A 24,363-nucleotide genomic window follows, 5' to 3' on the forward strand; every position below is an offset into this window, starting at 1 on the left:
GACATGAACCTCCTTGTGAATAGTTTTGGTGACACATCTATTCTAATCAAGGAATCGGGTTCATGTCTCTTTTTTTGTTTGGTTGTAAATTTATGTTAGCGAATTTGCTCATCTATAGTAGAATATTTAATTATAGAGATAGAAGAGGAGGACTTTACATGAAACAAGCGATCAATATTCAGGATCAATTTTTAAACCAATTGCGTAAGGACGGAACTTTAGTCACTGTTTTTTTGTTAAATGGTTTTCAACTTCGCGGTTATGTGAAAGGTTTTGATAATTTCACTGTCTTGTTTGAATCCGATGGCAAACAACAGCTTGTTTATAAGCATGCTATTTCCACTTTTGCCCCCCAAAGAAACGTGCATATTCAATTAGAAGAACAAGAATCGTAAAATGAGCGCTGTTGTTTTATAAACTTTTTATAATGGCTCATGTCACATGAAAACCATTTCTCCTGACGTGAGCCATTATTTATGATTTGAATTTTTTCTTATTTTTGTTTTAAGAACAATGAATCCATCGTTCCTAAACTGTTTATTGCATTTCGATTAGAAATACGCTCTTCATATGCTGTTCCTGGAATTTTTTTGTTTGCTATGAAACCCGATCGATTCTTTAAAAGAGGGCGATATGATTAAAAAAGGACGGAGGTTATCCGTCCTTGTGCATTTCTCCCTATTCAATCGTTATTGAAACTTCCGGCTGGAAAATCAACGGTTGGATGTTTCAGCGGGAAATATGAGATCATTGCTTCGAATCGTCATGAGTTCTTTTTTATCATAATGATGTTCGGTCAAAAGCCTCATAGCCTGTGACCGTATCGATTTTTCGATGATATTCCGGACATAGCGGCCGTTTGAAAATTTGGCTGGGTGGATCACACTTTTCAAATGAATTAAATGTTCTCTTAATGTCCGTTCCGCTTCCTGGCTTAACTGATATTCTTTTTCGCGAAGAATTTTTGCGCTGATCTCCATCAGCTGATCGACTGTATAATCAGGAAAATGAAAAACGAGCGGAAATCGGGATTCAAGTCCGGGGTTGAGTGTCAAAAAATAATCCATTTCTCTAGAGTAGCCGGCTAATATTAAAATAAAATCATGCTGTTTGTCTTCCATATGTTTAACCAGTGTATCAATCGCTTCCTTGCCAAAATCTTTTTCCCCGCCTCTGCCTAAAGAATAAGCTTCATCGATAAATAATATTCCACCCATTGCTTTTTTGATGAGATCACGTGTTTTTTGAGCTGTGTGGCCGATATATTCACCGACCAGATCGGCTCGTTCCGCTTCGATCAGATGGCCTTTTGAAAGGACATTCATTTTATGAAAAAGTTTTCCGATCAACCTGGCAGCCGTCGTTTTTCCTGTTCCGGGATTTCCTTTAAACATCATGTGAAGAACCTGTTTGCCTGTTTTTAAGCCATACATTTCTCTTTTTTTATTAATATAGATCCAAGCATAGATTTCTTTGATCATTTTTTTCATTTCCTCAAGACCGACTAGCGAATTCATTTCTTCTTCTATTTCCTTTAAGATCGTATGCTCTTGAGCAAAGGATTCCGGCAATAAATCTTTATGAAGATGCTCCGATTCTTTTTGCTTCAATTTGGAATTAAAAACAATGTTTATTTGACCATTATTTTTTAAACGAATAGGTTGATCCAAAGCTTTCACCTCACAATATCAAACATGGATCATTCGGCAAAACTCCTTTAGAAGGCTCTTATCTCCGGCCTTCGTTCTTTTTGTTTACTTTTGTTGGTGACAAGAAAAAGAGTTTTTAACCAGCATCATTTCGATTGGATGGTCAAAAACACAGTTTTCAAGTTTAAGACATGTTGTTTCCCATTTCGACAGCTTGCGCTCCAATTTCTAGGATTGTCAGGCTTCTTGTCAAAATTTGCGCTTTCCCGAGAAATAATACTCCTCTTATTATCATCTTATTCATGATGATTGCTGTTCATTAATAAAATTATTATTGGATCAACCTTCGATCATAATGGAGAACTTTTTTGCAACCATTTTTATTCTTGATTGGAAGTTTACATGGTATTTGTTATCATTGTAGTTAATGAAAGACCACCAATAATAAGTCGTTGTGCATGGACATGTACACTGAATTTTCTGGGAAATACGGAGGGTGTTCCATAGAAGAGTCTTTTTATTAGAGAGGAAACTTGTTGTGATCAGAGAAAGAGGGTTTTGTATTGACGAATCAGAAAGAAAAAGCGATTTTGGTCGGCTGCCTTTTAGATGGCGATGAAGAGTCCTTTTATTATTCGCTCGAAGAACTTGCATCTTTAACCCATACCGCTGAAGGGGAAGTAGTTTGTACCATCACGCAAAAACGAGATCGGATTGATCCGAGTACATATATTGGCAAAGGTAAGCTGGAAGAGCTCAAACATTTAGTGGAAGAATTGGAGCCTGATGTCGTTATTTTTAATGATGAATTAACACCAAGCCAAATTCGGCATTTAACGGACACTCTCCGAATTCGAATTATTGACCGTACCCAATTAATTTTGGATATTTTTGCAAGGCGAGCCCGTTCAAAAGAAGGAAAGCTTCAAGTTGAACTGGCTCAGCTGGAATATTTATTACCTCGGCTTAGCGGACGAGGAACTGAACTTTCAAGACTTGGCGGCGGAATCGGTACAAGAGGACCGGGGGAAACAAAATTGGAAAGCGACCGTCGGCATATTCGGCGTCGTATTCATGATATTAAAGAACAATTGCAGTCAGTGGTTCACCATCGGGAACGGTATCGGTCGCGGCGTAAAAAGAATCACACCTTTCGAATAGCACTAGTCGGCTATACGAACGCTGGTAAATCCACTTTATTTAATAGGTTAACGACTGGTGGTTCGCTTGAGGAAAATCAATTGTTTGCGACATTGGACCCCTTAACCAAAAAGATGACACTTCCAAGCGGATTTACCGCATTGCTATCAGATACGGTAGGTTTTATACAAGATCTTCCCACCACACTGGTGGCAGCGTTTCGTTCAACGTTGGAAGAAGTCCGGGAAGCAGATCTTCTGCTGCATGTTGTGGATAGCTCCAATCCCGATTACCTCCAACACGAAGAAACAGTCAATCAACTATTGGCGCAACTAGACATGGATGAATTGCCAAGGCTTTTAGTCTATAATAAAATCGATCAAAAATGTTCGGGTTTTGTGCCGGTTTCGAAAGATGACCACATCATGATCAGTGCTTTAAAAGAGGAAGATCGCACACGTTTAAAAATCAAAATTGAACAAGTGATGAAAAACCTCATGATCCCGTTTCGGGCCGAAATTCCCGCTGATGAAGGAAAATTACTGGCAAGAATCAAGACCGAAACGATGCTGCATCATTTGTCGTTTCATGACGAAACCTTTTCCTACTTAGTCAAAGGATACATGATGGAGGATCATCCGTTATCCGGGATTTTAAAAAAATATCAGCAACAATAGAGGGAGAACAGCATGTTTGAATTATTAAAACACGGTAAAAGAATCCAACCAATAGTAGAAGAAATTGAAGAACAAATTAAGCCAATTCATAAAAAGATCGATCAAATCGTGGATTCAAATCAATTTAAAGTATTGAAAAGTTTTCAAAAGCATCAAGTCGGGGACTTTCATTTACAGTCCTCTACAGGTTATGGCTATGATGATTCAGGCCGAGATACGCTGGAGAAAATTTACGCGGATGTTTTCGGCGGAGAAGCAGCACTTGTTCGTCCGCAGATAATATCAGGAACGCATGCCATTACGATCGCTCTGTTCGGCATATTGCGCCCTGGTGATGAACTATTATATATTACCGGGAAACCGTACGACACATTAGAAGAAATTGTCGGAATCAGAGGGAAAGGGAACGGTTCGCTGCGCGAATTTGGCATTGGCTATAACTGCGTCCCTTTGACAAAAGAAGGAAAAGTTGATTTTGAAAAAGTGAAAGCGGCCATCAATGAGCGTACAAAAATGATTGCCATCCAACGGTCGAGAGGATATGATGTAAGACCGTCCTTTACCATAGACGAGATCCGGGAAATGATCGAATTTGTCAAAAAAATCAAGCCGGATGCGGTTGTTTTTGTTGATAATTGTTACGGCGAATTTGTAGAAGAACTGGAACCATGCCATGTCGGAGCGGATTTAATGGCCGGTTCGCTTATCAAAAACCCGGGGGGCGGATTGGCGAAAACCGGCGGCTATCTTTGTGGAAAAAAACCATATGTGGAAGCTTGCTCTTATCGAATGACTTCGCCTGGAATCGGAGCTGAAGCGGGAGCTACTTTAAACGCGCTTCATGAAATGTATCAAGGGTTCTTTTTGGCGCCGCATATTGTCGGACAAGCTTTAAAAGGAGCGGTATTTACAGCAGCTTTGCTGGAACGATTTGGAATGAACACAACCCCTAAATGGGACTCTCATAGAACCGATTTGATCCAAACGGTGCAATTTGAAGACCGAGAAAAAATGATCACTTTTTGCCAAGCCATTCAGTTCGCTTCGCCCGTTAATTCTTTCGCTACTCCGTATCCGAGCTATATGCCGGGATACGAGGACGATGTGATTATGGCAGCGGGAACATTTGTCCAAGGTTCCAGCATTGAATTAACGGCAGACGGTCCTTTAAGACCTCCGTATGTTGCATACGTTCAAGGTGGCTTAACGTATTCTCATGTAAAAGTTGCCATTTGCAGCGCCATCGATCATTTACTGGAATAAGGTTTGTTGCCATCCTAAAAGGATATAGTCGGAGTATGTCAGCCGGTCGTTCATGGATTAAGACGAAAACGGTCGGCTGATCAATCATTCGTTTTGATTAAAAAGAAAATTCTTGATAAAAAATTTATGTGAGAATAAATAACATCTATTGAAAAATAAAATTACATAAATTATAATAAAATCAAGGAAACGAAAAGAAAGGGGGAATATCGATGGGGGGTAGTGAAATTCGCCGTTCGATGCCGTTGTTTCCAATTGGAATTGTGATGAAGCTGACCGATTTAACAGCTCGTCAAATTCGATATTATGAAGAACACCAATTGATTTCTCCCGCAAGAACTGAAGGAAATCATCGCCTTTTTTCTTTGAATGACATCGACAAGCTGCTGGAGATCAAAGATTTACTTGATCAAGGCGTGAATATGGCAGGCATCAAAAAGATATTTGCCGTGAAACAAGAACAAACAGATCAGTCATTCGCAAAAACGGACGTTCACGCGAAGAAAGAACTTTCCGATTCAGAATTGCGAGAACTTTTGCGCAATGAAATTTTGCATGCCGGCCGCTTTAATCGTTCGTCGATCCGCCAAGGAGATATTTCCCGGTTTTTTCATTAAAGAAAGGCGATCACTGAATTCGTTATTAAAGCTAATGCTTTAAATAAATTGAATTTTTAGAGAGAGGAAGTTGGACGAATGGGGAAATACACAAAAGAAGACATTCTGAGAATGGCAAAAGAAGAAAACGTAAAATTTATCCGGCTGCAATTCACGGATATTTTGGGAACCATTAAAAATGTGGAAATTCCGATCAGCCAGCTGCCAAAAGCGTTGGACAATAAAATGATGTTTGATGGTTCCTCTATAGAAGGATTTGTTCGGATCGAGGAATCTGATATGTACCTCTATCCGGATCTTGATACATGGGTTATTTTTCCTTGGACAGCAGAAAAAGGAAAAGTTGCCCGCTTAATCTGCGACATTTATAACCCGGATGGAACTCCTTTTGCAGGTGATCCACGTGCGAACTTAAAACGGGTATTGCAAGAAATGCGTGAACTCGGCTTTACAAGCTTCAACCTTGGACCGGAACCGGAATTCTTCCTGTTTAAACTGGACGAAAAACGTGAACCAACTTTAGAATTAAACGATAACGGCGGTTACTTCGATTTAGCTCCTACAGATCTTGGTGAAAACTGTCGTCGTGATATCGTGTTGGAACTGGAAGAAATGGGATTCGAAATTGAAGCATCTCACCATGAAGTGGCACCAGGACAACACGAAATTGATTTCAAATATGCGGATGCCGTTACGGCTTGCGACAACATTCAAACCTTTAAACTTGTGGTTAAAACTATCGCAAGAAAACATGGCCTTCATGCGACATTCATGCCGAAACCATTATTCGGTGTCAATGGATCCGGAATGCACTCCAACTTGTCTTTGTTCAAAGGCGACGAAAATGCTTTCTATGATCCAAACGGCCGTTTAGAATTGAGCGAAACAGCTTATCAATTTATTGCCGGAGTTATCAAACATGCTACGAATTTCACGGCGATTACGAACCCAACTGTCAACTCTTATAAACGTCTTGTACCGGGTTACGAAGCACCATGCTATGTCGCTTGGTCTGCTAAAAACCGCAGTCCGTTGATCCGGATTCCTGCTTCTCGTGGATTAAGTACACGCATTGAAGTTCGCAGCGTGGATCCGTCTGCCAACCCATATTTGGCAATGGCCGTATTATTAAGTGCCGGATTGGACGGAATCAAAAATAAATTGACTCCGCCTGCTCCTGTAGACCGCAACATCTATATCATGAACAAACAAGAACGCTTGGAAGCTGGCATTATTGATCTCCCAGCTACACTGTTGGAAGCACTTCAAAACTTGAAAAACGATGAAGTGATCAAAGAAGCATTGGGTGACCATATCCTTGAACACTTCTTAGAAGCAAAAGAAATCGAATGGGATATGTTTAGAACACAAGTTCATCCGTGGGAACGCGAACAATATATGCAAATGTATTAATGCCTTTAACCCTTGGCGCTTTGGCGTCAGGGGTATTTTTCATTATCGGGCATTTGATATTTTTTTCCAACTTTTTATAACTGTCCAAAAAATTGCCCGGTTTTATTTTTAAAAAATTATTCGAGTACATTCTTCATATACTCCTCATATTTATTCATTCTATCCTGTTCAATTTTTTTGCTGATATGTGACTAAACATCTGCAGTGATCTGAATACTTCCGTGTCCTAAACGTTCTTGTACATATTTCATGTCGGCTCCAGCTTCTAAAAGAAGTACAACATGGGTTTGACGTAAAGAATGTATAGGTAATGATGGAAGACCAGTTGCCTTCAAAATTCTGCGAAAGGCATTATGCAGACTAGACTTTGGCATGTAATTTCCATCATTCCTGCACAAAACCAAATTCAGATCATACTTGTATTCCTCTTTTAACGCTAATTTGTTTTGATTTTGGTACTTTTTGTGAAAATGTAGATCGTTCTCTAACGACTGGCTAATAGTAATGATTCTTTTATAATGATAAGTCATTGGCAGGGGGAAACCTTGCCATGGTTCTTTGGAGTAGACGTTTAAGATTTAGAATAGATCGTTTTTCATTTTTGATGTTCTATGTAAAATGCCCTACTATAAAAAAGTAAGGCAATTTGTTGATTAATAGCAGCATCTAGTAGGGTAACCAGGGTCAACAACCACATTTCTTGTAACAGGTCTATAAATGTGTCTAGGGACATTGACAATATTGTATCTATTAACATTTACGACTGGATGAATGTAGGGCACTTGACGAGGAACAAAATGATCTCGGACATTATATCTTGGCGGACACACAATAGGTCTAGGACGATGATGCATCTACGAAACACCTCCAAATGTTTGTAATATATTACATGCAAAAGCAAGTCCTTTTGAAACGACAGTTATCATGAGAAAAAAGATACAATTAATTTATTTGAAAGATATGTTATTTTATCTTTAAAAAGGATAATATAGTAAAATTTGGTATATATGATGATTATAGGAAGGCTATTTTGAGGGATTCTTGGTAAATATGAAAAAAATCCACTAGATAAGTTCGTTATTTTTCTTTCAATTTATATGTTTTGTCTACTCAGACTTTTTATTAGAAGCATAACTTATAAGAAGCCGTCAAAACTCCATATACAGCACCTCCGCAAAAGCGTATGTTTATAGCATACGCTTTTACTTGTTTATATGGTATTTGAGGGGTTTTTTGGTAAATATAAAAAATCCACTGGACAAGTTCGTTATTTTTCTTTCAATTAATATGTTTGTCTACTTAGACTTTTTATTAGAAACATATCTTATATTAAAGATTGTTTAACAATCTTAATCATCTTTATGGAGGTGAATACAATGGGTTGGTCACACGGTTGTGGATACGGCGGCTATGGATATGACGGCGGTTATTCAGGAGGGCTTGGTTCTACTTTTGTATTGATTGTCGTGTTGTTTATCCTACTAATTATTGTTGGTACATCCTTTGTTGGATAAGATAAGTCAAAAGGTAAAAACTAGTATAAAAGTGGAATGAGGTGAAATCTGATGGGAACTGCTTTTGCTTTGATCGTTGTGTTATTCATCTTGCTAATCATTGTAGGAACTTCATTTACAACCGGTGGTTATTAATTCCTAGCATGGGAACATAAAAAGCCAAAGAGGGTGTCCCAAAAGTATAGCTTTTAGGGACACCCATTTTTTGTGAATGGTTCTTTGAACCTGGTCTGTTGATTTCCGTTCCAGGCGCTTCGCTTTCCGCGGGCGTGCCGGGGAGCCTCCTCGTCGCTTACGCTCCTGCGGGGTCTCCCCTGTCCCGTACTCCCGCAGGAGTCTTCGCGCCTTCCACTCCAATCAACAGAGTGAAAAATTAATCTTGAAACTCTGTACAAAAAAATAAAGAAAATCGTTCTTTTTTGGTATAATTTAGTCACTACAACCAATCTACCGGAAAGGAACGATTTTCTTATGTACATAAATTATACCACGACAGGACAATTAGTTCTACCAATGGATATAGAAGTTCTAATCCCCGAACATCATCTTTGCCGAATTGTGGATTTGGCAGTAGAAAAGATGAATCCAAACATCCTTCTTTCTCTTCATCCTGGTGGCGGCCGCCCGCCTTACCATCCCAAAATGATGTTAAAAATTATCCTTTATGCCTACGTCAATCGAATTTATTCTTCCCGGCAAATTGCTAAACAACTGGGAGAAAACATTTATTTTATGTGGCTTTCGGGAAACCAAAAACCTGATTTTCGTACAATCAATCGATTTCGCTCCAATCGTATGAAGGATGTCATTTATGAAACCTTCTTCGGAATTGTGGATCTTTTATGCCAGGAGGGGTTAGTAAAGCTTGAAGATTATTATTTTGATGGAACGAAAATTGAAGCTAACGCTAATCGATATACTTTTGTTTGGAGGAAGGCGACAGAAAAGTTCGATACAAAGCTGGATGAGAAATACAAACAGATCGTCTTATCGATTGAGGAAGTAATGAAAGAAGATGAGCAAGCTGAAAAAGAAATGGATTTTCAAGAAAAATTGGAGGCAGCTCCTGTTACCTCCGAGAAAATCCAAGAGACCATCAAAAAGGTAGAGAAAAAATTAGAACAGGAACCTACAAATCGAACCCTGAAAAAAGCAAAACGACAATTGGAAAAGGATCTTTTGCCCAGAAAGCAAAAATATGAAGAACAAAAAGCAACATTTGGCGACCGAAACAGCTATTCAAAAACGGATAAAGATGCCACTTTCATGCGCATGAAAGAAGACCACATGAAGAACGGTCAATTAAAGGCTGGTTACAATGTACAAATCGGAACGGAAGGACAATTTATCACAGGGTTCAGTCTACATCAACGTGCCGGAGATCCCGGCTGCCTAATTCCTCACTTTGAATTAATGAAAAAGTATAATCGGCCAAAACCAAAGACACTCATTGCCGATTCTGGTTATGGTAGCGAAGAAAACTATGATTATTGTGAAAAGGAAGAAATGGAAGCACTGGTTAAATACAACACATTCGATAAGGAACAAACAAAAGCTTGGAAAAATCAAATCGGTAAATTGGAGAACATGACTTATGACGAGGAATTAGACGAATGGATCTGTGCAAATAATAAACGACTTACCTTTAGTTACGAAAGAAAACGGAAATCAGAAAATGGGTATGAATCGGTGAAACGAACTTACATGTGCACAGACTGCTATGGATGCCCTTTTCAATCTTCTTGTGCAAAAGGAAAGAACACAAAAAGCATCAGTGTTTCCATGAAGAATCAGAAGCAGCGCCAAGAAGTCCGTGAAAGATTAACCTCGGAGGAAGCGAAAAAGAAGTATAGACAACGAAAAATAGAAGTGGAGCCAGTATTTGCTCAAATTAAGCACAACAGCCACTTCCAACGATTTACATTAAGAGGCCTTTCCAAAACAACGGTGGAATGGGGTCTTATTTGTGTTGCCCACAATTTGAAAAAGTGGGCAACATACACTGAAAAACAACAAAAAGTGAGGGAATAAAACAGGGGAATGATCTTCTGTGCACGAATTACAACCAATAATATCCAATAAATCATTCTAAAGAAAAAGGCTGAGCCCTAAAAAGTCGATTTTATCGACCTTTTGGGTCAGCCTCTTTCAGACTGTTGACAAACCTCATTTCAAATCTTTGATTTGGAGGGGGGTCTTTTTTATTACTTCTGTTGTATTTTTTAGTATTCTTATTATTCTAGACATGGTTTTTTCCATATCCAGTTTGCCGTTTCTTAAGATTCATGACAGCAAAAATAAGCATCGCCTGCGAATAAAATCCAAAACTACACAAGCTTCTGGATCATATTGATTGTCTTTTATAACTCAATGTCTAGTGTTCTTTAATCGCCAGGACTAGTCTTGCCACTATATTTATGGGAATAATGAGTACGTCTGGTCGACTCTAACGATTGACTAAACGTTGGAGAGTCCCTTTTTCGTTTGCCTTTCGGCATTCTGCCACTAATTCGCCTGCGGTTACAAATAAAGCGGTATATCCTTGAGTAATAGCTTCGATCGCAAAAGAAATGGCTAAATGTGTTTTCCCAACACCCGGTGGACCTAGTAAAAGTCGATTTTCCCCGTTGGCAATAAACCGACAGGTAAGCGTTTCTTTTACTCTCTTTTCACTGATACTCGGTTGAAAAGAAAAGTCAAAATCATGAATCGTTTTGATATAAGGTAGTTTTGCTCGTTTCATTCGCTTTTCTAGTTGCTGAAACTCTTGATATTCCATCTCTTGTAAAACAATAGTGTTTAGGAATTCAGAATATGATACATTATCTCTGGAAGCGTCTTCTAATAAATGATCCAGTTAGTGGGCTGTGTGATGCCAACCAAGTTTTTGTAATCGTTCAATTAACATATCCTTCATCATACAGTTTCACCTTCTTCCAATGCTGCGTAAGCAGCGAGAGGACGTTGTTCTACTTTTGGAGATGGGGCAGAAGATGAAAGGTCGTTGGTCGCCAAACCTTGAACACCTTTTATTTTCTGTCCTTTTTCGTTTGAATAGATCCCTTCACAATGTTCCATTGGGATCTGTGCGGATGCCTGCCCAATCCATATCGGATGTCTCGCGATACATTCCTGTTCATCATAAATCTCAATATGATGGTTAAGCGTTTCTTTTATTTTGACCGTTTGTCCTGCGTGACGATAGGGAACAGAATATTTTTTTCTCTGTATGAAACAAAACAATCTCGACTGACCTCTCGTGTTTCCCAACGATTCGTAGGGAATAACGGTTTGACTCCCCATGATTGAAGGAACTTCTGTTCCTTCTCAAAACCTTGAATCGGCGGTTCTTTCGTTGTTTGATTCGGTTTTCGATTGGCCATTTGATCCAGCCAAGTTTGAATGTCTTCGTTTAAGGCTTGAAGAGTAGATTCATGCTTTCGTTGAAAAAAATTCTCTTTTAAATACTTGACTACTCTTTCTACTTTTCCCTTTGTTTGGGGACGTTTCGGTCGACATGCTTTTGGAATAATACCGTAGTAGGCTAGAAAATCCTCAAACTTTCGGTTAAATCGTATTTCAACTGGAGTATGTTTGAGAACAACGGTTTTCATATTGTCATAGAGAATTTGTTCAGGAATACCGGTGTATCCCATCGCTTGTATTTCCTCTAAGAGAACGACACAATTTGTGGTCCCTTCTTGTATTCGTTGAAGAAGATAGTTTTTATAAGGATCGAGTTTACTTTCTTTTTTTTTCTTATTGACTTTGCGCTCTGGGAGCTTGTCCTCATTGAGATACTTATGAATGGTTTTCTGATTAAACCCTGTTTCTTTAGCAATCGCTGTTTGTGTCCAGCCTTTCTGATACAACTCTCACTCCCCAATCTTCAGCATCGTTTCTCCACTCCATCTAAGACGTTGTTTCGAAACGATTAACTGTTATTATTGGGGAATTTTTAACCGTTATTATTGGGGATTTTATCACCGTTGATTACAAGTATTGAAGAATAAATATGGTTGATGAGAAAAAATGAAAATATTCCCACATGAATTACCCGTTCTAACTTTATGAAAGGGTGCATCTTTCCTGTATTAGGAGAGGGGTTAAATAAATCGGACAAAAATTAAGTTTACATTAGATTCAGTATATAGATTTTCTATGCTTCGATAAATTGTTCAGGAGCTTCGCATATAGGAATAGCAATACGGACATCATTCTTTGAAATCAAAAAAAGAACTGTTCCAAAAAAGGAACAGAACTGTTAAAAGTTATTTCACAACTTTTAAAGGAACAAGAACTTTGTTATAAAATAATCTTTCTAATTTGGCTGCCCAACCGTTGCCATTTTCTCCATTGGCTACTTGAGCAGCGTGGTTTTTATGAAATTCAGCGACACTTTTATTGTGTTCTTTATGCCATTGGTGCAAAGAGTTATGCTTGATGTTCATCTACCCCTTCCATTAGTATCTTAATTATATTGTTTAAGATAGATGAATTAAACACTTTAAATCTAAAAATTAAACGGGTGATGATTACGGTTTCATGAAAAATGAAATGCGGTTGCTAAAAGCGGAAGCAATCTGATGGAGAACTCATTGTACGTCAATAAAGACGTCAAATCACGACAATTAAAGCACCCTCAAATTTGTTAAAATAGAACGGAACAAGAATAATTTCGAATTGATTACTTTGGAAGGGGAGAAATATGGGAAATACGAGTAGAGTTTTAAAATGGGTTGCCGGAGGGCTTGAAGCGTTTTGGGGGATGCCAATAATCGGTGGCATGATTATTGTGAGTATGTTTTGGACACCATTGGTTATCATGTTAGCTTTACACATTGTATCGTTAATTATTGCATACAAAGCTGACAAAAAGATAGTTGGTCACATATTAGGGATCATCACGTCTGCTGTAGGTTGGATTCCGATAGTCGGTATGGTGATGCACATTATAACAGCGGTGTTTTTGATGTTAGAAGCCGCAAAAGACGAATAATTATATATTGTATGAGTTAGGATACTCGTGTAGAAAAAGCGAAGCATTTTGTAAAAGAGTTAAATAGTCAAGGGTATAGAGAAGTACCGCTTTTAGTGGAAGCTACATTATGTGTTAAATAAAAAAAGGCATCAAATGACTAATGAATTAACATCAAAATGACATAAAAGGCTGGGCAACTGTCCTGCCTTTTGATTTGCTCAACTATAACTATTTATTACTTTGAAAATTCTTTCAAAAGTTCCAATGGCGATGCAAACTTTGTTGTTTTGTCACTACGCCAATTAGCAACTATTTCGATTTGATTTCCTGTTTTCTTGACTCTCTAATAAAGCATTTTCACCTTTATCTCTAATGGACACGGAAGGCTTCCATTGCTCTTTTTTTCATTATATATATAAATTGAAATAAAGGTTTTCTCCCGTTCCACGGCGAATAAATACAAAGAGAAAATAGGGGAACGGAGAGAAAATATGATGCCAAATCACAAAGACGAGATCGAAAAGTTGTCCACTGCCATGAAAGAAGCAAAAAGTAAACGAGCATATGAACGCTACCAAGCGATTTATCTTCATTTGCAGGGATATACCAAAGGAGAAATCGCAACGATTATTGGTCGATCCAAGAAAACTATTTATAACTATATTCATGCCTACGCCCAGCGCGGTCTTGATGGACTGGAGATGAAATACTCACCTGGCGCCCCACGTCGATTGACCCCTGAGCAGGAAAAAGAGCTGGCTTTGATCATTGAACATCAGCTCCCCGTAGATGTGGGATTCGAAGCAAAATATAATTGGACGCTTGCGATAATCGCTGAACTCATTCAACAAAAGTGGGGGCCAACATACACGCTTCGCGGAACAATTGACATTCTGCATCGGTTAGGGCTAAGCTATACGAAACCGACCTATACACTAGCCAATGCCGATGAAGAGAAACAAAAAGAATTCGTCGAAATCACCTTCCCTGAAGTAAAAAAAACTGGTAGATGGGAACATCGCCCATGTCCTCTTTCAAGATGAGTCGATGATTCGTGATTACCAAGCGATTCAAAAAACATGGTTTGTCAAAGGAAAACAACGAATCATTCCGACGTTTGGAAAACATCAAGGGCTGAAGCTGATTGGCACGTTGAACTACGAAACAGGGGAAGTGTTTTGCATCGAAGAAGAACGCTATGACGCGGAAACATTTCTTCGATTTCTTCAACTTGTGTTAGAACGCTATCCCACAGGCAAAATAGTGATGATTTTAGATAACGCTCGAATTCACCATGCCAAACTCATTCAGCCATTTTTAAAAGAACACGAAGATCGGTTAGAGCTCGTCTTTTTGCCACCATACAGTCCGCAATTGAACTTGATTGAAGGGCTATGGAAATGGCTGAAATCAGACGTGATTTACAACGTGTTCTATTCGAGTGTGCAAGAAATTAGAAAGAATGTCCAAGCCTTTATTCAGCGAATCAACCAGAAACCAGAACAAACGATCGATCGTTTGTGTGTTCAGTTGTAAATCTTTAATTCAACTTATATAGTAAGTAAATCAAGCTAAAATGACTCATTGAAAATTCCCCTTTCTAATAATCTTAATGTTTATTCTAGATGAAGAAGGGAATGTGGGACGTAAAAATTTGAAAATATTTTCAACGTATAAGTGGAGCATACATAAAATTTACAAGATGACATCATTTCTTAAGTTAGGAGACATTGAGGAGTGATTCCCTCCAAAATGACGGTCTTTTTTCGTTTCTTGAAATGAAGAAAAGCCCTTCTCCTAATAAAAATATAGTTTTTAAATAAAGACCTGTAGTTGAGCAATTTTAATTACAATAATTACCATGTAAAAGAGACAAACAGGGTACCCCTTATGCCACGTGGAGCTGTTTTTTCACGGTATCAATGGGAATATTTTGTTTCGCTGCACGGTAAATGAACTCCACGAGGCTATGTCCTTTTCTCTTGCGCAGAAGATCGAGCCCATCAGAAAAATCGCTGTTCGACTCGAACATGCTGTACACGTAAGCAAGCTGCACCAAGATCCAGTAGCGTTTCACCGCCCGACGTCCGCGAACGCGGTATCCATCGAGTTTCAGCTGGTCTTTCGCTTGACGGAAAAAACATTCGATCGACCAACGCTGGGCATAGTAGCGCAAGATCTCTTCATCGCTTAGATCCCGGTCGGTGCTCAAGACGCAGTGAAGATGTTCCGATGTCATCGGCTGATCGGCTTTCCAAGCGAGCAGCACCACGGCATCATCGAGACCTTTGAGAGAGCCTTCGTAGCGATAAACCCGATAACGCTCTTCTCCCACCGTGACGAGGTGAGTGTCTTTCGGTTCGATGTAGCGGGCAAACTCCCTCACCTGAACCGCAATGCCTTTTGGATAAAGAAGCCGATTGGCCTTGAGCATTGCGATTACGTGGAATCCCTTTTTCAGACAAGCTTCCACGAGCGTTTGCGATGGATACCAAGAGTCCATCAGCACATAAACAGGACGGTGTACATCCAAAGAAGAAAGCATCTCGATCGCGAGTTCCCCCTTGCTTTTCCCAGCCGCCTTGTCGTAGAGGCGGAACGCAAAGGGAAAAGCCTGGGTCATCGTATGAACCATGAGCCAAACGAGAGAATGTCCCCAGATCGACTTTTTCTCTGTGTGAGAATAGTGCCAATCACACCCTTGAATGGCGTGCGTTGCCTGTGACGAAGGCTTGGTTTTTTGGCAAATCGTATCATCGATCGAAACAAAAAGGGGTTGATTCTCCTGTTTGGCGATGCGTTCGACACGACGAAGCATCCACTGTTGAAGTTTGCGAAGCAGCGTCTCTTCATCCCAAGGGCTTTTCGTGAAAAAATGGCTGAGTGTCGTGCGGTGGTTCGGATGAAAGCTCCAATGATGAAGATCGGTCAATGTTCCCGCAAATCCTTTGGTGGTCAGCGCATCCACGATATGAACGAGATGCTTCATGACAGGTTTTGAAAAATAAAGTGCCAACCCCAACATCGTGAAAAACTTGTGGATTCCTTGATGATGTGCTAATCTATTCATGAGACATGAACCTCCTTGTGAATAGTTTTGGTGACACATCTATTCTAATCAAGGAATCGGGTTCATGTCTCTTTTTTTGTTTGGTTGTAAATTTATGTTAGCGAATTTGCTCATCTATAGTAAAGACATGATGTTTATAAAAAGATATAATGTTTCGGAAAAAGTCCACTATCGACTAGGATTGAGAGCGTTACGATGATTGGCATATGGGGGATTAGAACTTTGGGAGTTTTATTTTTGCTTGGAAACTTGGACTTGGTTTACCTGCTGTATGGACTTCCATTGCTTTGGATAACGTCTTCCGTACAGGACTATTCGCATGGTATCAAAAAAAGAAAAGTGATTAGAAATTTGGGATCATATCTTTAAAATCATCTTGTTTCATTAACGAGCACGTAATTAGGAATTTCAGAAAAATCAAATTTTGTTGAAAATCAGGGTTCCAATATGATAAAAGCGTATTTTGATCAATCTTTTTTCGTAACCTCTTTGAGGCAATGTATCAGACCGATTCCCCAATCATTAGCGAACGAACTTGACAAAATTTTTCATTTATGCTATAATTTACAAAAACTATTTTTTTGCACTAAAAAAGGATAATATCGCTGAATAAACCTTCAAAAAGTATACTGGTCAGCATTTTCTTAACATTTGATTTTACGTGTTCAATATGACCCTACTGTTTCGACTTAGAATACGTCAATCATGTTATTTCGGAGGTACATTCATTCCTGTGATAAAAATTTGAACATATAGACAATTCGATAAATTTATGTTACGTTTAAATGGAACACTTTTACAATAAAATAAAAATTCACTAGGGGTGCTTTTGTGTTAAAAGCTGAGAAAAGACTGAAAGTCTTTAACTCTTTGAACCTGATCTGGCTTGTACCAGCGTAGGGAAGTGGGAAGCGTAAAGCATTCATTAACCAATAAAATTTATTAAATGCTTTTGTTCATAAACCACTTCTGAATGAAGTGGTTTCAGAGTGTAGACAAAAGGCATCCGAATGTGCGCTTTCGGATGCCTTTTGTCACTTTTATGCTTTCAAATGTTTGGAATAGACCCCTCCAGGGGTCTATTTTATGTTATTGCTGGACTTTTCCATGTCCAGCAAGCCATCTTTTTCAAATTCATTGCAGCAAAAGTTAGCATCGCCTGCATGGACAATTTTTTTAAACCTCTTAAAGTTGTCCAACGCATACCATGCTTTTCCTTTGCATCAGCAAAAACACGTTCAATGGTTTCTTTCCGTCTTGCATAAATGCTCTTATTCTCTTGTGTATGCCGAAGATGATCAGCTTCCTCTAAATAAAATTCCCATACATGTCGCTGAATCAGTTTTTTATGCTCCTTACTTTGGGTGCACTTCGAAAGGAATGGACAATCTTTACACTGGACTGGATCAGAAAAATATTGACGATAGCCTTCCTTCGTCGTAGTTGCATATTTTAACACTTGTCCTTGCGGACAAAGATAACAATCGTAGTATTCATCGTAAACATACTCATGTTTTTTGAAATAACCATCCTTTGTACGAGGGCGAGTATAAGGTAAAGCAGGGGTCATATCATTTTCAAATATGTATTGGGCAACGGCGGGAGTTTTATATCCAGCGTCAGCAGCAACTACAACCGGTTTTCCATGTTTTTCGATGACTTTTTCAAGAAGTGGCTCCAATACGGAACTGTCATGAATATTCCCTGGCGTTACAATAGCCCCCAAAACAAAGCCATTTCGATCCGCAGCAGCATGGAATGAGTAAGCAAACTGTTTTGTTCGCTCGTCTTTTACGTAGTAACCACTTTCCGGATCAGTGGTACTTTCTTTTATTTCTTTATATTCTTCTTTCCCAAATTTATCTGGAGGAAATGGCTTTTTTCCATGTGCTTCTCGATCAGCATTTATCTCATCTTGTAGACGTGCTTGATAGGCTTTCGTTTCTTTTCGAACCACTTTCTTCTCAAATTTATGCTTATTCGCACTCGCTTTGACATGAGTAGAATCAATAAAGACATGCTCACTGCTTATCAGCTTCTTATCTGCAGCTTCTTTCAAAATGCGATAGAATATCTGTTCAAATAAGTCTGTATCCTTAAAGCGTCGCTCGTAGTTTTTCCCAAACGTTGAAAAGTGAGGTACCTTATCATAAAAACCAAATCCAAGAAACCAACGGTAAGCCAGATTCGTTTCGATTTCCTCTATAGTTTTTCGCATGGAACGAATACCGAAGGTATATTGGATGAAAGCCATTTTAATCAATACAACTGGATCAATACTTGGTCGACCTCTTTCCGATGAATACATGTCTTGAACAAGCGAATAGATAAATGAAAAATCAATAGCAGCGTCGATTTTACGAACCAAATGATCTGCAGGTACAAGTTGGTCTAAAGCTATCATTTCTATTTGATCACGATTCATCTGTGTATTTTTTGTTAGCACTTCATCCACCTCAATTCATTACGGTATCTTAATTATACAAAAAAAGACTGTCGGCAAATCCGGTTTTTTCGGATTTGTCGACAGGCTGAAACCACTTCTGAATGAAGTGGTTTTAATTTTTTTATTAGGAGCATTCCTGTTAGAAGTTTTTTCGGGGACTTGAATAAAAAAAGCCCTCTTGGTATGATTCGGGGGTGTCAATCGCACGAATGACCCCTAATTTGGATACCAAGGAGGACTATACATGAATTCTATCTCAAACAAGAAGATTAATCAAGTCACCGATCAAACGCGAGTCAGTCAAGATTTTGTGGGAACTTTTTTGGTTCGCTAAAAAACAGGTGTAAGTCATAGGTTAGCGAACCATTTTTTTAAATTTCATCCGTAAGCGCTTTCGGACTCTCATCCCTTGCCATGACAGACCGATATGTATACCTTTTTTTACCATCCCTTGAGTTCAGACAGGACATGATAGATCGGTGTCCCGGACGATTGCTGTAAATATGGCACGTTATTCCGCGTGATCTCCGGCCAAAGACGGCGGACGCGTTGTTTCGCCTTGTTCACGATCGTCTGTTTGGTGGATGCCGTCGACACCGTTTCCTCCGCCGGATGCGACGATTCTTCTCCTAAACGACGTCCGAAAAGACGAATCCCATCCATCCGGGCAATCATTGCCTTGAAAAACGCCCTAAGTCCCTTGTCTGTCCAACTGCGGCGGTATTTCACCCGATACGCCAACTGGCTCATCACGCTTTCAGCCCTCCCCATCGGATACATGCCCGTTGTGTCCACTCCTTGCTCCTTCAGCCATTCCCGGTAATCACGGATGCATCCCGGCATCGATTCGATCCGGTGGATCAAGGCAGCCAGCTGTTGTTCTTTCGCTTCGTCCCCCAGCGTGCCGAGGGCGCTGTTCAGTTCCACAAGCAGCTTCTCTTCATCCTGCTTCGCCAGCTTTTGCCGAATCGCCTGCCACCGTGGATGGCCCGAGAGGCATTGGCGCAACTCACGCGCCACGTGGAATCGATCCAATTGGAAGCAGACCCGTCCCTTGAAATACTCCCGGCACGCGGTAATCCATGGAGCGCCGTCCCCGTTGATGACAAGAAGATCCCGACACGGATCATAGGCATATTCGTTCATCAAAAATTCCTCGAAGCCTTCCCACACCTCCCCCTTGCCCTCATGGACGTAATGGCGCTGATTGACAAATTCGATCCGTGAGCCGTTGCGCTTCCACCCTTCGTGAACGGTTAGGATCTTGTCTTCCTTGGCCCGTTTTCCCTTCCCTTGGCGAGAAACAAACAGTCCATCGGCCTCCACAAACAGCACCCGTCCATATCGCTGGTTGACCGGGCAGTGCAGCGGAGCTTCAGCTTCGAGCACCAACTGGCGGATCGCCTCATGGCTCATCACCGGATACCCGACCATCTGGGCAAGCGTACGAGCCGCTTTGCGATAAGAAGAGCACTCCACCGCCAATCCCACCGCTGTTTCTTCTAGACAAGGGCTGATTGACTGCGATCCATCAAACGCTAAAAAGGAATCAAGCAAAAACGTGTAACGGTTTTGTTCCCGGTCTAAATAGTAGTTCCGCTCAAAGGTAACTTCGCCAAACAGGGTTTGAATCGTGATGCGTCGTTTGTCTTTCAAGTGGTACCGGCGCTTGTCCCGGGTTTCCGCCAATTGTCGGTCGATGTCCTCCAACAAAGCCGTAAACAGTTCGGCGAAGGCGTTTTGCAAGGCTCGAAACAAATCAAGTTCGATCTCTTTCCATGACAACGAATTTGTGGTAAGATGTTGTTGAATATTCATGGGACTCTCTCCTCCTGTTTGATGGTTTGGCAATGATCATCTTACCAGGGAGAGAGTCCTTTTTTCATGTTTCCTGCTTGGGATCCTACCGCGCTTCGCTTGGTGGCCCCGATGAGGGGGATTGCGAACCTACGTTCCCAACCCCCTCATCGGGGAATTCTAAGAATTTCTCCCACAAACATTTTACTCACACATCAAACGCTGGTTGTTGGGATGGATATTGCAAAGAAAAAACATTATGCCTGCTTTGTGGATGAGCGAGGGAGGGTGTTAAAAAAGCCGTTTCCCGTTCTGCAATCGAGAGAAGGATTGGAATGGTTGTACCAGTGCATCGTGGAAGCCATGAAGGAATTTGGAAAAACCGAGGTGATCGTTGGCATCGAGCCAACGGGACATTATTGGCTGAATCTCGCCTATTTTCTTGATGAGAAAGGCATCCCTCTCGTCATGACAAACCCGATGCACGTGAAGCGATCCAAAGAGCTGGACGATAACCTTCCAACCAAGCATGATGCGAAAGACGCGCTCGTCATTGCCCGGTTAGTGAAAGACGGCCGATTCAGCTATCCGCGTATTCTGAAAGGGATGGAGGCGGATCTGCGCGTGGGAGCGACATTTCGCTCCAAATTGGTGGAAGAACAGGGAGCGATTCGAAATCAAATGATTCGCTGGCTTGATCGATATTTTCCGGAGTTTTCCCAAGTCTTCCCGTCATTTGGGAAAATGGCGCTCGCGGTGCTGGAATATACGCCATTTCCGAGTGATCTGGCAGGAAAAGAACTAGAAGAGGTGCTGGCCCTTTACCGGCAAAGTGAGGGATTACAATCGCCACAAAAACCGAAAGCGAAGAAGTTGATGGAATTGGCCCAACACTCCATTGGCGTAACGGAAGGACAACAGATGGCCCGTATCGAAATCGCCACGCTTATCCGCCGGTACCGCCAACTGGAAGAAGAAATCGAGTCACTGACCCAGCAACTGACGGAACTTGTGCAAACATCCGTGGAATACGAATGGCTCAAAACGGTTCCGGGCTTAGGCGATGCGACCATCGTGGAACTGTTATCAGAGATCGGGAGTTTCTCCCATTATCAGGATCCGCGGCAGCTTATCAAATTAGCGGGCCTGACGCTGCGGGAACATTCCTCCGGCCAACACAAAGGGCAAAAACGGATCTCGAAGCGTGGAAGAAGGCGGTTGCGCGCCCTTCTGTTCCGGGTGATGATGCCGATGATCCGTCACAACGAAGCGTTTCGGCAGCTGCACGACTATTACACGACACGTCCTGATAATCCGTTGCGGAAGAAGCAATCCATTGTAGTGTTATGCGGAAAATTACTGAAGGTACTGCATGCGGTGTGTACGAAACGACAGGCATTTGACGTGAAGCGAATGATGCAGGACATCTTTGGCCTCGAAACGGCTGCTTGATGCCTATAGTCTCGATTCTCTAGACAACAAGGATGACACGGAGAAGCTGGCGCGATATCATCCATTCGACCTTGAGTCCCTAAAGGAGCTTAGCCGGCCTCTGCCTGATGACTAGACCGAACGAAGGAATGTAGGCACAAGGATGCCGAGAGACATGGGAGGGTTCGTCATCATCAGCGATGCAGAGATCCACGGTGCATCCCATACGCTTCCCCTACTACAACCAAATTTAACCAGTAGTGGCCGCGAAGCGTACCCGGTCAATGTAAGATATACACATATTTAAGAAATAATGTTAGAAACTTTGTCGAAAAATATTTTTTTGACACCCCTGAGACGGCTACAACCGTTGATATATCAACATTTATAGAGGGAGTGATAAGAAATGAGTAAAAGGAAAAAAGTGTTTCTAGCAGGTCCATTTAACTTCCCTCCGAAAGAAGTCTCCTACTTCTAAACGTGAAAGTGCGGAAGCACCAGTGAAAATGGGAGATGAATTTCGGTTAGGCGTAGCCTAAAGTTGTCTCTTTTTTGCGCTATGATATAATCAGTGTTATATAAATAAAAGGCTGTTATATCAATGAAATTAGATAATAATATTCGGTATTCCTTTTGTATTATCATCTTGTTCTGGTCGTAAAATATCGCAGACAAGTGATTGATGATCCCATATCTGACTATGCAAAAGATATGTTTATTCGACTTGGTGAACATTACAATATTTCCTTGGTCGAATGGAATCATGATCTTGACCATGTGCATATTTTGTTCAAAGCACATCCGAATAGTGAACTATCAAAGTTCATCAATGCCTATAAAAGTGCAAGTTCTCGACTTATCAAAAAGCATTATCCACAAGTGAAAAGAAAACTTTGGAAAGAGTATTTTTGGTCAAGAAGCTTTTGCTTACTTACAACAGGTGGTGCGCCCATTGAAGTGATAAAGCAGTATATAGAAAATCAAGGGAGGAAGTGAGGTGATTCGATACGGCAAACAAAGCATATAAATTTCGTCTGTACCCAACACAAGAACAAGAGCAACTTCTTACAAAAACCTTCGGTTGCGTTCGTTTCGTCTACAACAAAATGTTGGCTGAACGAATGGAAACATATGAACCATTCAAGGACGACAAAGAAGCCTTGAAAAAGCAAAAAAAATTCCCGACTCCTGCAAAGTACAAAAAGGAATTTCCATGGCTCAAAGAAGTAGACAGCCTTGCGTTGGCAAACGCTCAACTGAATTTGCAGAAGGCATACCAAAACTTCTTCTCTGGTCGTGCTGAATTTCCGAAGTTCAAAAGCCGAAAGGCGAGACAGTCCTACACAACCAACGTGGTCAACGGAAACATTATGCTTTTGGATGGTTATATCAAATTACCGAAACTGAAACTTGTAAAAATCAAACAACATCGAGAAATTCCGTCACATCATATCATCAAGTCTTGTACGGTTTCTCGAACAAAAACAGGAAAATACTATGTTTCTATTCTCACTGAATACGAACATCAACCTGTACAAAAAGAAGTACAAGCTGTTGTTGGCTTAGATTTTTCCATGAACGGTTTATTTGTCGATAGTGAAGAAGGTAAGACAGCCAATTACCCTCGTTTCTATCGCCAAGCCTTGGGAAAATTAGCGAAAGAACAGCACGTTCTATCACGCAGAAAGAAAGGTTCTAATCGTTGGCACAAGCAACGACTAAAAGTGGCGAAGCTACATGAAAGAATTGCGAACCAACGAAAAGACTTTCTACATAAGGAATCGCACAAATTAGCGAAACTATATGATTGCGTGGTTATCGAAGACCTCAACATGAAGGGAATGTCCCAAGCACTCAATTTCGGCAAAAGCGTTGCTGATCATGCATGGGGCATGTTCACGAAATTTCTCCAATACAAGTTAGAGGAGCAAGGGAAAAAGCTTATCAAAATAGATAAGTGGTTTCCATCATCCAAAACTTGTTCATGTTGCGGTCAAGTAAAGGAGTCTCTATCTCTTTCTGAGCGCATATTCCATTGTGATTGTGGTTTTGTAGCAGATAGAGATTGGAATGCTTCTATCAATATCAAGCGTGAAGGATTGCGACTGTTGGCATTAGCATCATCATAAATAGAGCATGGAACAGGCTCGATAGCTAAGTAAATTTCGTACCGTTAGGTGCGATTACCTTAGAAGCCCCCACCTCTAAGCGAAGAGTAGGTGGCGGGTAGTTCACCCAATGGAAAAATGAGTGGGATTATCCTCCCTTTGTTATTTATCGCTCTATAAAGTGATAAATTATTTTTTGTATGGTCATTTCGCTTTAATGGACTTGATATTGGGTGGTTCGATCAAACCGAGGAGTG

19 protein-coding genes, 3 pseudogenes and 1 riboswitch are annotated in these 24,363 nt (G+C 40.5%); of the genes and pseudogenes, 14 read left to right on the top strand and 8 right to left on the bottom strand.

Translation table 11 applies throughout. From position 1 onward, the window contains the following. Positions 1-158: 158 nt before the first annotated feature. Positions 159-395, top strand: coding sequence for an RNA chaperone Hfq (hfq, locus tag N1I87_RS08450; protein WP_003352393.1), 237 nt, complete (start codon positions 159-161; stop codon positions 393-395). Positions 396-713: 318 nt separating this feature from the next. Here hfq and spoVK read toward each other — a convergent pair whose 3' ends face one another. Beyond that, entirely contained in the window at positions 714-1,610 is an 897-nt protein-coding gene (spoVK, locus tag N1I87_RS08455; protein WP_416333764.1) for a stage V sporulation protein K, read from the bottom strand. A gap of 602 nt (positions 1,611-2,212) precedes the next feature. On the opposite strand from spoVK, the gene hflX reads away from it, so the two are divergent. The 4 genes from hflX to glnA all read left to right on the top strand — a co-directional run bounded on the left by hflX (position 2,213) and on the right by glnA (position 6,759). Next, positions 2,213-3,466 (top strand): GTPase HflX, encoded by a 1,254-nt coding sequence (hflX, locus tag N1I87_RS08460; RefSeq protein ID WP_341029623.1) that lies wholly within the window; start codon positions 2,213-2,215, stop codon positions 3,464-3,466. Between the two features lie 12 nt (positions 3,467-3,478). Beyond that, entirely contained in the window at positions 3,479-4,729 is a 1,251-nt protein-coding gene (locus N1I87_RS08465) for a methionine gamma-lyase family protein (RefSeq protein ID WP_341101339.1), read from the top strand. Positions 4,730-4,941: 212 nt separating this feature from the next. Beyond that, positions 4,942-5,346, top strand: a complete 405-nt coding sequence (locus tag N1I87_RS08470) for a MerR family transcriptional regulator (RefSeq protein WP_003352389.1) — start codon at positions 4,942-4,944, stop codon at positions 5,344-5,346. A gap of 78 nt (positions 5,347-5,424) precedes the next feature. Then, positions 5,425-6,759, top strand: a complete 1,335-nt coding sequence (gene glnA / locus N1I87_RS08475) for a type I glutamate--ammonia ligase (RefSeq protein WP_341101341.1) — start codon at positions 5,425-5,427, stop codon at positions 6,757-6,759. Between the two features lie 116 nt (positions 6,760-6,875). Here glnA and N1I87_RS08480 read toward each other — a convergent pair. Then, positions 6,876-7,292, bottom strand: a pseudogene (locus N1I87_RS08480) (tyrosine-type recombinase/integrase); the annotation flags it as partial. 843 nt (positions 7,293-8,135) lie between these two features. Between N1I87_RS08480 and N1I87_RS08485 the strand changes: the two are divergent. From N1I87_RS08485 to N1I87_RS08495, 3 genes are all read left to right on the top strand, one after another. Then, positions 8,136-8,273 (top strand): YjcZ family sporulation protein, encoded by a 138-nt coding sequence (locus N1I87_RS08485; RefSeq protein WP_327803571.1) that lies wholly within the window; start codon positions 8,136-8,138, stop codon positions 8,271-8,273. Positions 8,274-8,324: 51 nt separating this feature from the next. Further along, the gene (locus N1I87_RS08490) at positions 8,325-8,408 is read left to right on the top strand and encodes a YjcZ family sporulation protein (RefSeq protein ID WP_040340806.1); all 84 of its coding nucleotides are present in this window, start codon (positions 8,325-8,327) and stop codon (positions 8,406-8,408) included. Between the two features lie 336 nt (positions 8,409-8,744). Next, positions 8,745-10,304, top strand: coding sequence for an IS1182 family transposase (locus N1I87_RS08495; protein WP_270584763.1), 1,560 nt, complete (start codon positions 8,745-8,747; stop codon positions 10,302-10,304). A 415-nt stretch (positions 10,305-10,719) separates the two neighbouring features. Here the strand turns inward: N1I87_RS08495 and N1I87_RS08500 are convergent, their stop codons facing one another. The 3 genes and pseudogenes from N1I87_RS08500 to N1I87_RS08510 all read right to left on the bottom strand — a co-directional run bounded on the left by N1I87_RS08500 (position 10,720) and on the right by N1I87_RS08510 (position 12,724). Next, on the bottom strand, positions 10,720-11,130 hold the full coding sequence (locus N1I87_RS08500; protein ID WP_341103317.1) for an ATP-binding protein: 411 nt from the start codon (positions 11,128-11,130) through the stop codon (positions 10,720-10,722). A gap of 59 nt (positions 11,131-11,189) precedes the next feature. Continuing rightward, a pseudogene (locus N1I87_RS08505) lies at positions 11,190-12,145 on the bottom strand (Mu transposase domain-containing protein). A gap of 399 nt (positions 12,146-12,544) precedes the next feature. Then, complete coding sequence (locus N1I87_RS08510; protein ID WP_270584428.1) at positions 12,545-12,724, bottom strand: hypothetical protein; 180 nt, start codon at positions 12,722-12,724, stop codon at positions 12,545-12,547. Positions 12,725-12,981: 257 nt separating this feature from the next. On the opposite strand from N1I87_RS08510, the gene N1I87_RS08515 reads away from it, so the two are divergent. Together N1I87_RS08515 and N1I87_RS08520 are read left to right on the top strand one after the other, a co-directional pair. After that, a complete protein-coding gene (locus N1I87_RS08515; protein ID WP_270584423.1) occupies positions 12,982-13,272 on the top strand; it encodes a hypothetical protein in 291 nt (96 codons plus the stop codon). A gap of 473 nt (positions 13,273-13,745) precedes the next feature. Then, positions 13,746-14,790, top strand: a protein-coding gene (locus N1I87_RS08520) for an IS630-like element ISBs2 family transposase (protein ID WP_341101344.1) whose coding sequence is annotated in 2 segments (ribosomal slippage) — positions 13,746-14,249 and positions 14,251-14,790 — 1,044 coding nt in all. Because the reading frame shifts where the segments join, the coding sequence is not laid out codon by codon here. 352 nt (positions 14,791-15,142) lie between these two features. Here N1I87_RS08520 and N1I87_RS08525 read toward each other — a convergent pair. From N1I87_RS08525 to N1I87_RS08535, 3 genes are all read right to left on the bottom strand, one after another. Beyond that, positions 15,143-16,324: an IS701 family transposase gene (locus tag N1I87_RS08525; protein WP_040037972.1), complete on the bottom strand. Its 1,182-nt coding sequence runs from the start codon at positions 16,322-16,324 to the stop codon at positions 15,143-15,145. A gap of 809 nt (positions 16,325-17,133) precedes the next feature. Continuing rightward, positions 17,134-17,244: riboswitch (TPP riboswitch) on the top strand. A gap of 164 nt (positions 17,245-17,408) precedes the next feature. After that, positions 17,409-18,770 carry an IS1182 family transposase gene (locus N1I87_RS08530; protein WP_048622333.1) on the bottom strand — a complete coding sequence of 454 codons (1,362 nt, stop codon included), beginning with the start codon at positions 18,768-18,770 and terminating at the stop codon, positions 17,409-17,411. A gap of 441 nt (positions 18,771-19,211) precedes the next feature. Next, positions 19,212-20,588, bottom strand: a complete 1,377-nt coding sequence (locus N1I87_RS08535) for an ISLre2 family transposase (RefSeq protein ID WP_341101345.1) — start codon at positions 20,586-20,588, stop codon at positions 19,212-19,214. A gap of 213 nt (positions 20,589-20,801) precedes the next feature. On the opposite strand from N1I87_RS08535, the gene N1I87_RS08540 reads away from it, so the two are divergent. The 4 genes and pseudogenes from N1I87_RS08540 to N1I87_RS08555 form a co-directional block, all read left to right on the top strand. After that, positions 20,802-22,019 carry an IS110 family transposase gene (locus tag N1I87_RS08540; RefSeq protein ID WP_341103321.1) on the top strand — a complete coding sequence of 406 codons (1,218 nt, stop codon included), beginning with the start codon at positions 20,802-20,804 and terminating at the stop codon, positions 22,017-22,019. 154 nt (positions 22,020-22,173) lie between these two features. Next, positions 22,174-22,305, top strand: coding sequence for a hypothetical protein (locus N1I87_RS08545; protein ID WP_341101346.1), 132 nt, complete (start codon positions 22,174-22,176; stop codon positions 22,303-22,305). Between the two features lie 326 nt (positions 22,306-22,631). Beyond that, positions 22,632-22,994 carry an IS200/IS605 family transposase gene (gene tnpA, locus N1I87_RS08550; RefSeq protein ID WP_445285686.1) on the top strand — a complete coding sequence of 121 codons (363 nt, stop codon included), beginning with the start codon at positions 22,632-22,634 and terminating at the stop codon, positions 22,992-22,994. A 17-nt stretch (positions 22,995-23,011) separates the two neighbouring features. Beyond that, positions 23,012-24,127 (top strand): annotated as a pseudogene (locus N1I87_RS08555) (RNA-guided endonuclease TnpB family protein); the annotation flags it as partial. Positions 24,128-24,363 lie beyond the last annotated feature (236 nt).

Source organism: Bacillus sp. FSL W8-0102 (genome assembly GCF_038007225.1).
Lineage (GTDB): Bacteria > Bacillota > Bacilli > Bacillales > DSM-4216 > Bacillus_O > Bacillus_O smithii.

Bases quoted from the DNA above. Each gene is read 5' to 3' on its own strand.
- hfq (WP_003352393.1), top strand. From the start codon at position 159: ATGAAACAAGCGATCAATATTCAGGATCAATTTTTAAACCAATTGCGT.
- N1I87_RS08515 (WP_270584423.1), top strand. From the start codon at position 12,982: ATGGGAAATACGAGTAGAGTTTTAAAATGGGTTGCCGGAGGGCTTGAA.
- N1I87_RS08485 (WP_327803571.1), top strand. From the start codon at position 8,136: ATGGGTTGGTCACACGGTTGTGGATACGGCGGCTATGGATATGACGGC.
- N1I87_RS08535 (WP_341101345.1), bottom strand. From the start codon at position 20,588: ATGAATATTCAACAACATCTTACCACAAATTCGTTGTCATGGAAAGAG.
- N1I87_RS08540 (WP_341103321.1), top strand. From the start codon at position 20,802: ATGGATATTGCAAAGAAAAAACATTATGCCTGCTTTGTGGATGAGCGA.
- N1I87_RS08545 (WP_341101346.1), top strand. From the start codon at position 22,174: ATGGGAGGGTTCGTCATCATCAGCGATGCAGAGATCCACGGTGCATCC.
- N1I87_RS08510 (WP_270584428.1), bottom strand. From the start codon at position 12,724: ATGAACATCAAGCATAACTCTTTGCACCAATGGCATAAAGAACACAAT.
- N1I87_RS08525 (WP_040037972.1), bottom strand. From the start codon at position 16,324: ATGAATAGATTAGCACATCATCAAGGAATCCACAAGTTTTTCACGATG.
- N1I87_RS08470 (WP_003352389.1), top strand. From the start codon at position 4,942: ATGGGGGGTAGTGAAATTCGCCGTTCGATGCCGTTGTTTCCAATTGGA.
- glnA (WP_341101341.1), top strand. From the start codon at position 5,425: ATGGGGAAATACACAAAAGAAGACATTCTGAGAATGGCAAAAGAAGAA.
- N1I87_RS08490 (WP_040340806.1), top strand. From the start codon at position 8,325: ATGGGAACTGCTTTTGCTTTGATCGTTGTGTTATTCATCTTGCTAATC.
- N1I87_RS08495 (WP_270584763.1), top strand. From the start codon at position 8,745: ATGTACATAAATTATACCACGACAGGACAATTAGTTCTACCAATGGAT.
- N1I87_RS08465 (WP_341101339.1), top strand. From the start codon at position 3,479: ATGTTTGAATTATTAAAACACGGTAAAAGAATCCAACCAATAGTAGAA.